The organism is Phytohabitans maris (assembly GCF_031085175.1).
In the GTDB taxonomy this organism is placed as follows: domain Bacteria; phylum Actinomycetota; class Actinomycetes; order Mycobacteriales; family Micromonosporaceae; genus Phytohabitans; species Phytohabitans maris.
This window is the reverse complement of the sequence record NZ_JAVHUY010000029.1, coordinates 113,316-127,590: the sequence shown is the minus strand read 5'-3', so window position 1 is coordinate 127,590 and position 14,275 is coordinate 113,316. Positions and strand designations below refer to the sequence as shown.

Sequence of the window (14,275 nt, the reverse complement as noted above, 5' to 3'; positions counted from 1 at the left end):
CGCCGCTCGGCGGCGCCGGCGGGCCGGCGCCCGGTCCCGCTTTCGCGCCGTCGCTCGGCGGCGCTGGCGGGCCAGCGCCCGGTCCTGCCGCGGCGGCGCCGCCTGGCGGCGCCGGCGGGCCGGCGCCCGGTCCCGCTTTCGCGCCGTCGCTCGGGGTCGGCGATCCCAAGGAAGGTCGCCGCCCGGCCACCGCGGACCTCGACGGGAGTGACGCCTGATGGACAACCTGCACCGCGAGCTCGCGCCCATCTCCGCGGCGGCCTGGGCCAGCCTGGAGGAGGAGGCGCGCCGCACGTTCCTGCGGCACCTGGCCGGCCGCCACCTGGTCGACGTGGCCGGACCGGCCGGGCCGGAGCTCGCCGCGGTCGGCACCGGCCACACCCGCGCGGTGGAGGCCCCGGCCGAGGGGGTCGCGGCCCGCGCCCGCCAGACCCAGCCGCTGGTCGAGCTCCGCGTGCCGTTCACGCTGGACCGGGAGCAGATCGACGCCGTCGAACGGGGCGCCAAGGACCCCGACTGGGGCCCCGCCAAGGACGCCGCCCGCCGCATCGCGCTCGCCGAGGACCGGGCCGTCTTCCACGGGTACCCGGCCGCCGCCATCACCGGCATCGCCCCGGCCTCGTCCAACCCGCCGATCGCCCTCCCCGCCGGCGTCCGCGACTATCCCGGGGCGGTCGCCCGTGCCGTCTCCGCGCTCCGCCTGGCCGGCGTCGACGGGCCGTACCGGCTCGCGCTCGGCGCCGACGCGTACACCGCCGTCACCGAGGCCGTCGACGGCGGCTACCCGATCGAGGAGCACGTCGCCCGCCTGGTCGACGGCGACGTCGTGTGGGCACCCGCGATCACCGGCGGCGTGCTGCTCTCCACCCGTGGCGGCGACTTCGAGCTGCACTTGGGCCAGGACCTGGCGATCGGCTACCGCACCCACGACGCGACCACGGTCGAGCTCTACTTCCAGGAGACGTTCACGTTCCTCGCGTACACGGCCGAGGCCGCCGTCGCCCTTCCCGCGGCCTAGCCTAGGAGGTCCTGGCGCGCGGTACCGGCGAGCAGCGCCAGCCCGGTCTCCGGGTCGAGGCGCTTGGCCAGGCGGGCGCCGACCTCGGTGATGATGACCTCCAGCGTCGGCCAGACCTCGCCGCGCAGCAGGTGGCCGCCGACGGTGCTGCCGTCCGCCCGGCCCAGCACCGCGTGTACGTGCAGCGCCGCCCGCCCGCCGTCGTCCGCGATGTCGCCGAGCAGCGAGAGGACCTCCACCTGCTCGCGCACCGGGATCCGGCGGTAGTCGCGCTTGTCCCGGTCGAAGTAGCCCAGCTCCGCGGAGCTGAACCCGCCGACCGCCGTGACCCGCGCCCCGCGCAGGCCGTGGCGCGCCGCGACCTCGTTGACCGCGGCGACCGCGTCCTCGCCCTTGTCGACGGCGACGACCACGACCCGCCGATCGCCGTCGGCCACTTCGACGTCCCGCACGCTCTCCCCCAATCCCAGGCCCGACCGGACCTCCGACCCGTGCCCGGCCGGACCCGACGCCAAACCCGCCCCGCGCCGGAACCCGGCCTCAGGCCCGCGCGCACCAGACCTCGGCCTCGAACTCCTTGGCCTGCCGCTGGCTCGCGTCGGGGTGGACGACCCGGTACGGGTGGTCGTCGGAGGGGATGACCCGCACCATCTCGTCGATCATGTCCTGCGGGTCGTACTGGTCGTCCAGGTACTCGCTGAAGTCGGGGCGCGGAAGCAGCGCGCCCTCCGGCCGCCACCACTGCCCCATCGCCTCGACGCCGGTGTCGTTGAAGCCGGTGTGGTACGGGCCGGGGTTGATCGTCGCCACCCGGACGCCGCGCGGGCCGAGCTCACCGCGGAGCGCCCACGCGATGGCCTCGATGGCGTGCTTGGTCGCGGCGTACGCGCCGAGCCACGGGCGGGTCCGGATGCCGGCCACGGAGGAGACCCACACGACCTTGCCGCCGCCGCGGTCGAGCATGCCCGGGGCGACGGCGCGGACGAGCTCCAGGTGCCCGAAGACGTTCACCTCGAACGAGCGGCGGATCCGCGCCATCGGGATCTCCACCAGCGCCCCGGCCTCCTGTACGCCGGCGTTGAGCACCAGGATGTCGACCTCGCGGCCGGCCACGTGGGCCCGGTCGAGCTCCTCGGTCACGTCGAGCTTGACGGCGTCGAGGCGGGCGTGCCGCCGCCACGCCTCGGCGCGCAGGTCGCGTACCTGCGACCACACCTCGGCGCCGGCGACGACGTCGTGGCCGGCGCGGGCCAGGCCGAGCGCGGCGCCGCGACCGAGGCCGCTGCCCGCGCCGGTGATCAGGATCCGTGCCAACGCTGGCCTCCAACCAGGGGTTCGACGACCTCCCCGGGCACCGGGCTCGAACGTATTACGGATCCCGCGCCGCCGGGCCGGTTCGCCGGCCTCCGGGCCACGCCGCGGGCCGGGCTCACCCGCCGTGCGCGATGCTCCTCATCTCTTGCACGATCCTGCTCCGGGCGGGACCCGGCGGCAACGGGTGTGGTGTAGTCGGAGGATGAGCCTCGACGAGTTCCGCTCCCTGGTGCTCCGCCACGCGCGACCCGACTGGACCACCCCGGTCGAGGGGCTGCACATCTCCCGGGTGGACCGGCCGGCGCCGCCCGACGCGTCGATGTCCGGGACGGTGCTGGCGCTGATCGCCCAGGGCACCAAGCGCCTCGCCCTCGGCGACCGCGTCTACGAGTACCGGAGCGGGCAGTACCTCGTCGCCTCGCTCGACCTGCCGGTCACCGGCCACTTCGTCGACGCCAGCCCGGAGCGGCCGGCGCTCGGCATCGGGCTCACCCTCCAGCCGGAGACGATCTCCGAGCTGCTGCTCCGCGCCGGCCCCGGCGACCTGCCCCGCCCCGGCGCCGCGACGCTCCCCGGCATCGCGGTGAGCGACGCGCCGGCCGAGATGATCGACGCGGCCGTACGGCTGCTCCGCCTGCTCGACCAGCCGCGCGACCGTACCGTCCTCGCGCCGCTGGTCATCCGCGAGATCCTGTGGCGGGTGATCACCGGCCCGCAGGGCGGCATCGTCCGCCAGCTCGGCCTCGCCGACAGCAGCCTCACCCACATCGCCCGCGCGGTCCGCTGGATCCGCGACAACTACCGGCAGCCGTTCCGGGTCGAGGACGTGGCGCAGCTCTCCGGCATGAGCGTCTCCGCGTTCTACCGCAACTTCCAGGCGGTCACCGCGATGAGCCCCATCCAGTTCCAGAAGCAGATCCGCCTCCAGGAGGCCCGGCTGCTGCTGGCCACCCACCCCAGCGACATCGCCCGGGTCGGCCACCGGGTCGGCTACGACAGCCCGTCCCAGTTCAGTCGCGAGTACCGCCGCCAGTTCGGCGCCCCACCCAGCCAGGACGCCGCCCGCCTCCGCGACACCGCCGCGCTCACCCTCCCCTGACCGCGTCACCGGAGGGTGTGACGGGGTAGGCGGTCCAGGGCGCGACGCCGAGCTTGCCGGTGTTGCCGAGGTCGATGACCTGCTCCGCCGCGATGACCTGCGCCGACGAGCCGACGACGACCTCCAGGTAGTGCCCCTCGGTGGCCCGGACCGACGGGTCGGTGACCAGGTTGCGCCACAGCACCGCGGCCACCGCCCGCTCGCCGGGCCGCAGCGTCACCGTCGCCGGCGCCACGTCGAAGCTGGGGACGCTCGCGACCCCGGCCGAGCCGGCGCCGGCCGTGACGTCGAGCGGCTGCCGGTCCTCGTCGAGCACGCGTACCGGCGGGTGTCCGCGGAGGGTTTGTGTCCGGGCACCGCAGTTGGTCACCACGATCCGCAGCACCCGCAGCCCCATCGCGGCGTCCTCGGCGCCGGGCCGGGCGGACAGGCCCGACTCCGGGCAGGCGGCCGGGCTCGGGCTCGGCGGGGGTGGCGGCGTCGTGGTCACACCCGGCAGCGCCTCGACCGGGGCGGCTCCGGACGGGGTGCCGCCCCGGCGGTCGGCGTCCGCCAGCCGGTCGACCGCGAGCACGGCGATCGGGGCCGCCAGCGCGACGCCGACCGCGAGCCGTACCAGGGGCCAGGTCCAGGGCCGGGGCGCGCGTTCCACGGCGCCGAGCCTACGGGCCGCCCGAGCGCCGGCCGCGGGGATCGTGTCAGCGAAGTGTGGACATCCGGTGAAGGTCGCCCGGGGCCTGCCCACGGACTCAGGGGCGGGTCCGGGCGCGGGGACGCGGCCGCGGGCGGTGGGCGGCGCGGTGGGTGCGGCGCAGCGCTGGCGTGGGCCCGGCCGCCGCCGGTTCGTGGCGGAGCACCGCACGGTGCGCGGCCACCAGCTCCCGGCCGGGCAGCACGCCGAGCTGATCGGCGAGCAGCTCGCGCACGTGCCGGAACGCGTCGAGCGCCTCCGCCTGCCGGCCGCCGCGGTACAGCGCGACCATCAGCCGGCACCACAGCGACTCGCGCAGCGGCTGCCGGGCGGTGAGGTCGCGCAGCTGCGGTACCAGCTCGGTGTGGACGCCATTGGCCAGCAGCAGGTCGATGCGGCGCTCGGTCGCGGCGTACCACTCCTCGACCAGCGCCGGCGCGTGCTCGGCGACCAGCGCGTCCGAGCCCACGTCCGGCAGCGGCTCGCCGGGCGCCCGCCAGCAGGCCAGCGCGCGGTCCAGCAGGGAAAGCTCGGCCGGGCCGCCGGCGGCGCGGGCGGCGCGCAGCAGGGCGCGGAAGCGGTACACGTCGACCGCCTCGGGCGGCACCGCCAGCGTGTAGCCGCCGGCCGTACCGCGGATCACGTCCATGCCGAGGTCATGCCGGAGCCGGGTGACCACAGTGGAGAGTGCGCGGCGGGCCGGCGACGGCAGGTCCTCGCCCCACAGGTAGCGGGCCAGCGCGGCGGTGCCGACCGTCTGCCCGGGCGCGAGCGCGAGCGCGGTGAGGATGACCTGGCGGCGCGGGGCGGCGAGGGTCACCGGCCGCCCGTACGCGACGACCCGCACCGGGCCGAGCAGGCCGACCTCCAGGGCGCCGCCCAGGGCCGCCGCCCTACCAGCAGCCACCACAGGTGCCGCCTCCCTCGTTGTCCTTCGGTACGAAGCGGACCGGCCGGTCCACCAGCGGGTCGCCGGTGGGCAGCGGCGTGGCGATGGTGCGCCCGGGCGCCTCCCGGACGATCCGCACGCAGGCGATCCGCACGTCGTGGTCGGTGACCACGCAGATCCCGAGATCCTCGCCCGGCGGCAGGGTGGCCGTGTCGGCGAAGAGCGTCGGCGCGGTCACCGCGTACGGCTCCATGCCCTGCCCGGGCGCCACCGCCTCCCCTTTGCGCGGGTAGAGGCCGTGGCCGAACGTCGCCCCCGGCACGTCCGGCGACGCGGCGCAGTCGAGGTGCCAGGCCAGCGTGAGCCGTTCACCGTCCGGGCTGACGACCGCCTGGTCGATGCCGCCGGAGGTACACGGGATGCGGGTCCACTCCTCCGCCGCGGCCCGTGCCGGCCCGGCGGTGGCCGCCGCGACGGACGCCGCGGCCAGCACGGCCGCGACCCGCACGACGGCTCGGCTCACTGCCCGCTCCCTTCCGCGAGCTCGTCGCCGGCCGGGCCGGGCGGCGCGGCGGCGCGCATCGCGCCGAGGGCGAGACCGAGCTGGAACCGGTTCTCCACACCGAACCGGTCCATCAACCCCCGCAGGGTGTACGTGAGCGTGCGGGTGGACATCCCCAGATGCTTCGCCGCGGTGGCGTCCGTGTGCCCGTCGGCGAGCAACGCGACCACCGCCTTCTCCCGTTGCGTGAGCACGACCGTGGGTACTCCGTTTCGCCGTGGATCCGTCGCGCCGCTCCATTGGCGGGCGAAGAGGGTGACCAGGGACTCGACCGCGCCCGGATCGGTGAACTCCCAGCTGCCGCGCTCCAGGTCGAGCGGATCGACGGCGACCAGCGCCACCCGCCGATCGAAGATCATCATCTTGTGCGGGACCCGGTCGGCCAGCCGGTACTCGCCGCCGAGCCGGGCGAACTCCGCCGTGTACGCCGAGGACCGGTCGCCGTCGGCCGGCGGCAGCCCGAGCGAGCGCACCCGTACCCGGCGGCCCAGCAGGTCGGCGTCGATCGCCGAGCCGATGGCCAGGGTGTCGGTGGTGAAGGCCTGTTCCGGGTTCATCGCGAGGTGCTCGACCCGCTCCACCGCCACCAGCCCGGCGATCCGCTCGCGGGTGGCCCGCAGGTCCGGCAGCAGCCGGGTCGGCACCGGCCCCCGCTCGCGCCGGTCCGGCCCGCCGGTGGGTATGCGGTGCAGCGCCCGCCGGCGCAGCGCCTGGACGGCCGCGGCCGGCGCCACCGCGTTCCAGCGGCCGGCCTCGACGCCGTGGGCATCGGGCTCGCCGCGGACCAGGCCCGCCTCGACGAGTTCCTCCAGCGCCACCCGGACCCGGCGCGGCGCGAGTCCGAGATCCGCCGCGACCTCACCGGCGCCCCGCGGGCCGAAGCTCGCCAGGCACCGGTACACCAGGTCCGCGTCCGCCGAGACACCCCAGCGGACCAGCGACGGCACGGCACGGCCGAGTGTCAGCGCCCCCGTTTCGCTTACAGCCACGTACACCCTCCCCCGTTGGACGGCCGATACGCACGCATACAAGCACAGCTCGCCGGGGATGTCTCCACCGTTGCGGGATCGCGCAAAGTGCGGGCGTCACGGGGGTGTGGCGGGGGGGGGGGGGGGGGGGGGGGGGGCCCCCCCCCCCCCCCCCCCGCCGCGGTCAGCTGAACGAGACCGAGTAGCTGTTGGTCGTGAAGTTGAGGCCGCCGGCGGAAGAAGTGATCTCGTACCCGAGCTGCACGTCGCCGACGGTCACGTCGCCGTACCAGCCCTGGGTCCGGATCCAGTTCATGATGGCGAGGACGTCGATGTTGCCGGAGTTGGTGTTGGCGCTGCGGATGAACGAGAAGACCTCGTTGGCGCCGTTCGAGCCGCGGTACACCTGCCACGTGTGGCCGCCGACCGTCGCCGTGGTCTGCAGCGAGCCGAGCGGTCCGACCGGGCCGGTCTTGTTCAGCCACAGCATGATCTCGTACGCGTGGTTGTTGGCCCAGATGTCGTACGCCGTCGCGTACGCGCCACTGCTCGGCACGGTGACGTTGAAGCCGCTGGTGAGCGTGCGCAGCGAGCTGAGCGTGCGGTTCACGTTCCGGGTCGCGTTCGGGTACGACTTGACGCCGCCCGTGTTCGGGTGGTTGGCCGTCACGCCCCAGTTGCTGTACGAGTTGGCCCAGATCGTCTGGGTGCCCGCGCCGCTGCCCCAGATGTTGTTGTAGAGCGTGTACCCGCCGTTGGTCCACGTTCCCCACTGGTCCGACGAGGTCCACGCGACCCCGCCCGGCGGCGGCGTCGTGGGTGCGCCGGTGGTGGGCGTGGGGTTGCCGGGCGTGCTCGATCCGGTGCAGGTCACCCCGTTGAGCGTGAACGAGGTGGGCGTCGAGTTCGTGCCGTTCCAGGTGCCGTTGAAGCCGGGCGTGACGGTCGCGTTCGTGGCGAGGCCGCCGTTGTAGCTCTGGTTGGCCACGGTGACGCGCGCGCCGCTCTGGCTGAACACGCCGTTCCACCCCTGGGTGACGGTCTGCCCGTCGGCGAAGCTCCACTCCAGCCGCCAGCTGCTGAGCGGGTCGCCCAGGTTGGTGACGGCGACGTTCGCGGTGAAGCCGCCCGGCCACTGGTTGACCGTGTACGCGACCCGGCAGCCGGTGGCCGCGCTGGCTTGGCCGGTCACCGCGACCGTCAGCCCCGTGGCCAGTGCGAGCACGGCCGCCAGGGCCATGCCGGTACGTCGTCTCATACCGACCCCTCTCGATATAGTTGGACGTCTATACAAACTTTTCCCACATCCTGCCAGTCCGGCGACACCACGACAACCGTCAATGTTGTGGAATCTCCGCGTGCCCTTCACCGGAAGCCATCCCGCGGCGGTACTCCCCCTCGTCCGGTGGGGCCTGCCGCCGGCCGCCCTGGTGATCGGCAGCATGGTCCCGGACCTGCCCTACTACCTGCCCACGCCGGTCAACGTCCTGTCCCCCCAGGGGTGTGACACACCCTGACGTCGTCTACGCGGTGTGTGGCACGCGCCGCCGGACCTGTTCGCCGTCGCGATCGGGCCGGCGCCCCCGCGCGCCCGCCTCCTCCATCCGGTGCCCAGAGGCGCACACCCGCCCCTCTGCTCGGCGGTGGTGGCGGGGCGCGGCGACGCACGTGGTGTGGGTCGTTCACCCACATTGGACGGTGGGGCCCCGAGCACATCGGATGTGCTGGCGCGGCCCCACGCCGGCCTGCCCGGCTACCGCTGGGCGCAGTACGCCAGCGGCCTCGCCGGCGCCGCCGCCATCGCCTTGTGGCTCGCCCGCTGGTGGCGCACCACACCCGCCGTGTACCGGCCGGGCGCGTCCCGCGCGTTCGCGGCGACGAGCTGGACGGTCATCGCCCTCGCGGCCGCGGCCGGCGCCCTGCTCGCCGCGCTCCCCGCGCTGCGCGACGCCGACGTGGGAAACGCCGGCTTCCTGGCCGTCACCCGCGGCGGCGGCGCGGGGCTGGCGGCGGCTCTCCTCTGCGCCCTCGCCCACCGCGGGTCGCGCCGCCTCGCACCATGGTGGTCGACCCGCCGCGCGAAGCTCCGCCTCCGCACCGGGACCCCGCCCGCTGAACGCCCGCGCGGGCGGCCCGCTTGGTACGCGACCCGCGGGCGCCGGCCCGGGTCGCACGGACGTCACCCCGACCCCTCGGCGGCGATCCCGGCCGCGACGGAACGTCGCCCTGACCCGAAGCGGCGACCTTGCCCGCGACGGACGTCACCCCCAGCCTGAGGTAGCGACAAAATCCCTGACTTTGCTGCTACCTGGCGCGGCTGAGGCAGCAAAGTCAGGGATTTTGTCGGCTGTCTCGGCGGGCGGGCACCACTACTCGCCCGGACGTGGCGCCCCCCGACCGCGTCCACGCCGAAGCGCCTCTGGGTGAGGGCGCCAGAGGCCGGTGGTTGCGGCCGCTTGACGCAACCAGTTGATTGCTATAAGTTGAATAGCAACCAGTTAGTTGCGATAAAGGAGGCGGACATGGCATTCCCCGACCGGATCGAGCGCACACTTCAGCTGGCTCACCCGCCGGAGCGGGTCTGGGCGGCGCTGACCACCGCCGAGGGGCTGGGCACCTGGTTCGGCAACCGGGCCGAGGTCGACCTGCGCGTCGGCGGCCAGGCCAGGCTCGCCTGGGACAGCGGCGATACGGCCGTCCTCACCATCGAGCGGCTCGAGCCGCCCCGCGTGTTCGGCTACACCTGGCCGATCTACGGCCTTCCCGAGGGCGACCCGCGCCGGACGTATGTGGAGTTCACGCTGGAGGCGACCGGCGGCGGCACCACGCTGACCATGGTGGAGACCGGGTTCGCGCAGCTGCCGGAGGCGGAGCACAAGGCGGCGTTCCCGGGCAACACCGACGGCTGGACCCGCGAGCTGGACGAGTTCGTCGCGTACCTCGATGGACAAGCCTGACCTTGAGGCGGTCGCCCAGGAGGTCTTCACCGCCCTGGCCGACCCCAGCCGGCGTGGGATCCTGGCCGCCCTCGCGGCCAGGGGCCCGGCCACCGCGACCGACCTGGCCGCCCAGCTGCCGATCACCCGGCAGGCGATCGCCAAGCACCTCGCCCTGCTCGCCGAGGCCGGGCTGGTCGTGGCCGAGCCGGGTGAGCGGCGCCGGGTCCGCTACCGGCTCGACTCGGCACCGATGAAGGTGGCGCAGCAGTTCCTGGCCGCGCTCGCCCGCGACTGGGACGGCCCGCTGGCCGCTCTGCGCGACCGGCTGACCTGAGACACAAGCCACCGCGAAGGCCCGCCACGCAAGGCCCGACCGGCTGACCTGAGACCCGAGCCCCACCACGACGGCCCGCCACGCAGAGCCCGACCTACGACCCGAGCCCGCGCCAGAGGTCCGCCCAGGTAAAGGCCCGACCAAAGACCCACCCACGACCGACACACCCGACGGCCGGCGCGACCAGCCGACCTGAGAGCACCGCGCCGGAGGGCATCGAGGGGCTCAGCAGCAGCGCGCGGGTGGCCGGCCCCACTGCGGCGCGTCCAGGTCGAGGCGCCACTCGCCGCCGACCACCCGGTACGGCGCGAAGCGGGGCACGCCGCCGACCAGGCGCAGTGACCAGCCGACCCTGAAAAACGACCAGGCGGCCTGAAACGACCAGGCGGCCTGAGAGCGACGAGCCGGCCTACGACCGAGCCCACCACCAGGGGCCCACCAACGAATGACCCCGACCGAGACCCGAGAGGAGCATCCAATGCTCGCGCCCACCGCAATGATCATGGCGGACAAGGCCACCAAGCAGCACGTGCTCTCCGCCCGCCCGGCGGCGCGCACCACGCCCGAGCGCCCGCCGCGGCGCCGCAACGGCGCGATGCGCCGGCTGACCGTGCGGGCCCTGCGCCGCCTCGCCGACCGGCTCGAACCGGGCCCCGCCGCATCCGTGCCGCGCACCACCTGACCACCGCGCTCCCCCTTTTCTGTTATCCGCACCGGCCCCGCAGCGTCTACCACGGTGCCGCCAGCATCCGGCACCCAGCCTGAGCACTGGGAGGCACCGGCCAGGCGGCCGGACCACCGGCGCCGCGCGCCCGGGTCACGGCAGGGATCGCTGGCGGCGACGGGACGGGCGACGGGCGGCCGTACCCCACGACAGAAAAGGGAGTAGCAGCATGCACGACAGACGACGCCGCGGGGCGCTGTGGGTCGGCACGGCCGCGGCGGCGACCGTCGCCGCGGCCGGTGTCCTGGTCACGGCGGGCGCGGCTCAGGCGGCGGTCGGCTGCCGGGTCGCGTACTCGGTGGGCTCGCAGTGGCCCGGCGGCTTCAGCGCGAACGTCAGCCTCACCAACGTCGGCGACCCGCTCGCCTCCTGGACGGTGAGCTGGTCGTTCGCCGCGGGGCAGACCGTCAGCCAGGGCTGGAACGCCGGCTTCACGCAGAGCGGCGCCACCGTGCAGGCCGCGAACGTGAGCTGGAACGGCAACCTCGCCACCAACGCCACGACCTCGTTCGGCTTCAACGGCACGTGGAACAACAGCAGCAACCCGGTGCCGGCCAGCTTCGCGGTCAACGGCGTCACCTGCACCGGCGGCGTCACCCCGACCACGCCGGGCACGACGCCGCCGACCACCGCGCCACCCACGACCGCGCCACCCACCACCGCGCCGCCGACGACCGCGCCTCCCACCACGCCGCCGCCGGCCGGTGACGTGCTGTACGCGTCGCCGAGCGGGAGCGCCAGCGCGCCCGGTACTCTGTCGAGCCCGACCACGCTCGCCTCGGCGATCACCCGCATCCCGGTCGGCGGCACGATCTACCTGCGCGGCGGCAACTACGGCCTCGCCCAGACCGTGACCATCGCACCGGGCAACAACGGCACGTCGAGCGCCCGCAAGAAGCTCTACGCGTACCAGGGCGAGACCCCGGTGCTGAACTTCTCGGCGCAGAGCGAGGACACCGCCAACCGCGGCCTCGCCCTCAACGGCTCGTACTGGCACGTCCGCGGCATCGTGGTCGAGCGGGCCGGCGACAACGGCATCTTCGTCGGCGGGAGCAACAACATCGTCGAGCGCACCGTGACCCGCTTCAACCGCGACTCCGGGCTGCAGCTGTCCCGGATCGCCTCGGACACCCCGCGCGACCAGTGGCCCGCCAACAACCTCATCCTCAGCGCCGAGTCACACGACAACGCCGACTCCGACGGGGAGGACGCCGACGGCTTCGCCGCCAAACTCACCTCGGGCCCCGGCAACGTCTTCCGGTACGCCGTCTCGCACAACAACATCGACGACGGCTGGGACCTCTACACCAAGACGGACACCGGCGCGATCGGCGCGGTCACCATCGAGGACTCGCTCGCGTACGGCAACGGCACGCTCAGCAACGGCGGCCAGGCCGGCAACGGCGACCGCAACGGCTTCAAGCTCGGCGGCGAGGACATCGCGGTCAACCACGTCGTGCGGCGCAGCATCGCCTACCGCAACGGCAAGCACGGCTTCACCTACAACCGCAACCTCGGCACCATCACGATGTCCAACAACCTGAGCATCGGCAACGCCGAGCGCAACTTCAACTTCGACGGCGGCAGCTCGGTGTTCCGCAGCAACACCTCCTGCGACAGCGGCTCCACCGACCGGATCGTCGGCAACTCCGACAGCTCCAACCAGTTCTGGTCCGGCTCGAACGGCTCCCGCTGCTCCTCGTACACCGGCGCTCTGGGGTGGTCCTTCGCCGCGGACGGCCGCCTCGTCGTCACCCTCGGCGGCCGGGCCGTGACCCTCTAATGTAGACATTTTGAGCTACCGCGACGTCCGTCGTGGTCCGGACCGTTGCTCCCGCGGCCTCACCCTCCGCGGTTGCACGAGCAAGCGGCGGCCCTCCCCGCGGGGAGGGCCGCCGCGCACGTCACGGGCGCAGCCACCACGGGCTGGTGTACGCGACGCCGAAGTCGTTGCACGGGTGGCCGGACGGGCCGGGCGAGCCGTTGGCGGCGGACGGGTCGGAGACGCGCAGCACCACCCACTCGCCGTCGGCGGCGGCCAGCGGCACGGTGAAGTCGGCGACCGTCCCGTTCACGGTCTCGACCACGTCGGCGACGGCCGGCGCCGAGGTGCCGGGGCGCAGCACCTGGATCCGCAGCGGCTTGCCGTCCCAGGCCGGGCCGCGGTCCACGTCCACCAGGAACCGCACGTCGGCGGAGGCGGTGCCGAGCACGCCACCCATCCGTACCCCGTTGGCGGTGGCGTCGACCCGCAGCCCGGACACCCGCGTCGCGAACATCCGGCGCGCGGACATCGCGACGAATACCGCGTCGCGGGTGTTCTCGGTGACCCAGAGGCCGCTGCGCCCCTTGCCCTCGTGGAAGCCCCACGTGGTGCCGTGCTCGTCGGTGACGCCGGTCAGCCCCGGCCGCCAGCCCGCGTTGAGGCAGGCGACCAGCGGCGAGGCCAGCCCGGACGACCAGCCCTCGAAGAGGTAGTCGTCGGTGCGGTTGAACATCTCCAGGGCCACCAGCTGCCCGCGGGCGGAGGCGTTGAAGGAGAAGTCGTCGAACCGCCCCGGCTCGCGGCCCGGGTGGTTGAAGCTCGCCAGCCCGGCCGGCCGCCCGGTGAGCCAGCCGTACAGGCTGCCCGGGCTGCTGGCGCGGAGCAGGTCGGCGAAGTCGGAGGTGTTCCAGACGTTGATGTGCCCCTGCAGCGGGTGCGACCACTCGAAGCCGCGGATCGCGGTGAACCGGCCCGGGTCGTTCGCGGCGTTGGCGAGGTCGCCGGTGGTCCGCCACTCCCCCGAGCTGAGCCCCTCGATGGCGAAGAGCGTGGCGTGGTCGGTCAGCGCCGCCACGTCCAGGCCGGCCTCCCGCATCGAGGCGAACGCGGCGTCGGCGCTGCCGTCCCCGTCGGACATGACGGTGTGGTTGTGCATGTCCGCGTGCACCAGCGTGGTGCCCTGCGTGATCGCCGAGGCCCGGGCGGCCCCGTCGGGCATCCTGCTCCGCGCGGCGCGGGCCTGACCGGGCAGCGCCGCCAGCATCAGCGCGCCGCCCGTCCCGGCGAGCAGCGCCCGGCGGGCCAGGGTCGGGATGGCGCGGACCTGGCCGTACGGGACCTCGTCGGGCGTGTCGTCGTGGTGGTGACAGTGATGAGGATCGTGTCCGCTCATAGACCAACATCAGCAAACCGCGATACGACCGCGCCACCGCGCGGAGCCGTCCGCGAGGCGAACATCGCGGGTACCGGTAGGGTCGCCCACGTGCCGCGTACCCCCGTCCCGCCGCTGGTGGGCGAAGCGCATGGCTGACGCCGACGACGTCCGCCGGCTGGCGCTCTCCCTGCCGCACGTGGTCGAGATCGACAGCGACGGCTTCGACTTCCGGGTGGGCGACAAGGGCTTCGTCTGGTCCTACCCGGAGCGCCTGCCGGGCCGGCCGCGCGTCATCCGCACCGACGTCGCCGTGCTCTACGTGGGCGACGAGGCGGAGAAGCAGGCGCTGCTGCTCGGCGAGCCGGACCTCTTCTTCACCACCCCCGCGTACGACGGCCTGCCCCTGGTCATGCTCCGCCTGGCCCGCGTCGACGTCGAGCGCCTCACCGAGCTGGTCACCGACGCCTGGCACATGCGCGCCCCCACCGACCTCGCCGCCGACCTGGAACGCTGAGGCCGGGCCCACCACGGTAATCCCCGTGCGGGCGGCGGGATCCCGAGGCAGGGTGGACGGGCAAGCACGCGGTCGATGCCTCA

General features: G+C 74.3%; 18 protein-coding genes. 10 read left to right on the top strand and 8 right to left on the bottom strand.

The window, feature by feature from the left end; translation table 11 throughout:
- Both RB614_RS27875 and RB614_RS27870 read left to right on the top strand, forming a co-directional pair.
- On the top strand, nt 1–218 hold a 218-nt coding region (locus RB614_RS27875), incomplete at its 5' end, for a hypothetical protein (protein ID WP_308715621.1).
- A complete protein-coding gene (locus tag RB614_RS27870; protein ID WP_308715620.1) occupies nt 218–1,018 on the top strand; it encodes a family 1 encapsulin nanocompartment shell protein in 801 nt (266 codons plus the stop codon). The genes RB614_RS27875 and RB614_RS27870, both read left to right, overlap by 1 nt.
- On the opposite strand, the gene RB614_RS27865 is transcribed toward RB614_RS27870, so the two are convergent.
- Both RB614_RS27865 and RB614_RS27860 read right to left on the bottom strand, forming a co-directional pair.
- Nucleotides 1,015–1,470, bottom strand: a complete 456-nt coding sequence (locus tag RB614_RS27865) for a PPC domain-containing DNA-binding protein (RefSeq protein ID WP_308715619.1) — start codon at nt 1,468–1,470, stop codon at nt 1,015–1,017. The two genes, RB614_RS27870 and RB614_RS27865, sit on opposite strands and share 4 nt — an antisense overlap.
- An 88-nt stretch (nt 1,471–1,558) precedes the next feature.
- The gene (locus tag RB614_RS27860) at nt 1,559–2,332 is read right to left on the bottom strand and encodes an SDR family oxidoreductase (RefSeq protein ID WP_308715618.1); all 774 of its coding nucleotides are present in this window, start codon (nt 2,330–2,332) and stop codon (nt 1,559–1,561) included.
- Between the two features lie 202 nt (nt 2,333–2,534).
- On the opposite strand from RB614_RS27860, the gene RB614_RS27855 reads away from it, so the two are divergent.
- Nucleotides 2,535–3,431: an AraC family transcriptional regulator gene (locus RB614_RS27855; protein ID WP_308715617.1), complete on the top strand. Its 897-nt coding sequence runs from the start codon at nt 2,535–2,537 to the stop codon at nt 3,429–3,431.
- Here the strand turns inward: RB614_RS27855 and RB614_RS27850 are convergent.
- The 5 genes from RB614_RS27850 to RB614_RS27830 all read right to left on the bottom strand — a co-directional run bounded on the left by RB614_RS27850 (nt 3,418) and on the right by RB614_RS27830 (nt 7,799).
- Nucleotides 3,418–4,083: a DUF4232 domain-containing protein gene (locus tag RB614_RS27850; RefSeq protein ID WP_308715616.1), complete on the bottom strand. Its 666-nt coding sequence runs from the start codon at nt 4,081–4,083 to the stop codon at nt 3,418–3,420. The genes RB614_RS27855 and RB614_RS27850 overlap by 14 nt on opposite strands.
- Nucleotides 4,084–4,180: 97 nt before the next feature.
- A complete protein-coding gene (locus RB614_RS27845; RefSeq protein WP_308715615.1) occupies nt 4,181–5,029 on the bottom strand; it encodes an AfsR/SARP family transcriptional regulator in 849 nt (282 codons plus the stop codon).
- The gene (locus RB614_RS27840; protein WP_308715614.1) at nt 5,016–5,534 is read right to left on the bottom strand and encodes a hypothetical protein; all 519 of its coding nucleotides are present in this window, start codon (nt 5,532–5,534) and stop codon (nt 5,016–5,018) included. The genes RB614_RS27845 and RB614_RS27840 overlap by 14 nt, the downstream gene beginning before the upstream one ends.
- On the bottom strand, nt 5,531–6,562 hold the full coding sequence (locus RB614_RS27835; protein WP_308715613.1) for a helix-turn-helix transcriptional regulator: 1,032 nt from the start codon (nt 6,560–6,562) through the stop codon (nt 5,531–5,533). The genes RB614_RS27840 and RB614_RS27835 overlap by 4 nt, the downstream gene beginning before the upstream one ends.
- 163 nt (nt 6,563–6,725) lie before the next feature.
- Nucleotides 6,726–7,799 carry a cellulose binding domain-containing protein gene (locus RB614_RS27830; protein WP_308715612.1) on the bottom strand — a complete coding sequence of 358 codons (1,074 nt, stop codon included), beginning with the start codon at nt 7,797–7,799 and terminating at the stop codon, nt 6,726–6,728.
- 100 nt (nt 7,800–7,899) lie between these two features.
- Here RB614_RS27830 and RB614_RS27825 point away from each other — a divergent pair, with 100 nt between their 5' ends.
- From RB614_RS27825 to RB614_RS27800, 6 genes are all read left to right on the top strand, one after another.
- On the top strand, nt 7,900–8,058 hold the full coding sequence (locus RB614_RS27825) for a DUF4184 family protein (RefSeq protein ID WP_308715611.1): 159 nt from the start codon (nt 7,900–7,902) through the stop codon (nt 8,056–8,058).
- 204 nt (nt 8,059–8,262) lie between these two features.
- A complete protein-coding gene (locus RB614_RS27820; protein ID WP_308715610.1) occupies nt 8,263–8,817 on the top strand; it encodes a DUF4184 family protein in 555 nt (184 codons plus the stop codon).
- A 246-nt stretch (nt 8,818–9,063) separates the two neighbouring features.
- Nucleotides 9,064–9,498, top strand: coding sequence for an SRPBCC domain-containing protein (locus tag RB614_RS27815; protein WP_308715609.1), 435 nt, complete (start codon nt 9,064–9,066; stop codon nt 9,496–9,498).
- Nucleotides 9,485–9,814: an ArsR/SmtB family transcription factor gene (locus RB614_RS27810; protein ID WP_308715608.1), complete on the top strand. Its 330-nt coding sequence runs from the start codon at nt 9,485–9,487 to the stop codon at nt 9,812–9,814. The genes RB614_RS27815 and RB614_RS27810 overlap by 14 nt, the downstream gene beginning before the upstream one ends.
- A 478-nt stretch (nt 9,815–10,292) precedes the next feature.
- Complete coding sequence (locus RB614_RS27805; RefSeq protein WP_308715606.1) at nt 10,293–10,496, top strand: hypothetical protein; 204 nt, start codon at nt 10,293–10,295, stop codon at nt 10,494–10,496.
- A 211-nt stretch (nt 10,497–10,707) separates the two neighbouring features.
- On the top strand, nt 10,708–12,321 hold the full coding sequence (locus RB614_RS27800) for a cellulose-binding domain-containing protein (RefSeq protein WP_308715605.1): 1,614 nt from the start codon (nt 10,708–10,710) through the stop codon (nt 12,319–12,321).
- Between the two features lie 121 nt (nt 12,322–12,442).
- Here the strand turns inward: RB614_RS27800 and RB614_RS27795 are convergent, their stop codons facing one another.
- On the bottom strand, nt 12,443–13,696 hold the full coding sequence (locus tag RB614_RS27795; protein WP_308715604.1) for a CehA/McbA family metallohydrolase: 1,254 nt from the start codon (nt 13,694–13,696) through the stop codon (nt 12,443–12,445).
- 130 nt (nt 13,697–13,826) lie between these two features.
- Between RB614_RS27795 and RB614_RS27790 the strand changes: the two genes are divergently transcribed.
- On the top strand, nt 13,827–14,192 hold the full coding sequence (locus tag RB614_RS27790; RefSeq protein WP_308715603.1) for an MmcQ/YjbR family DNA-binding protein: 366 nt from the start codon (nt 13,827–13,829) through the stop codon (nt 14,190–14,192).
- Nucleotides 14,193–14,275: the final 83 nt, after the last annotated feature.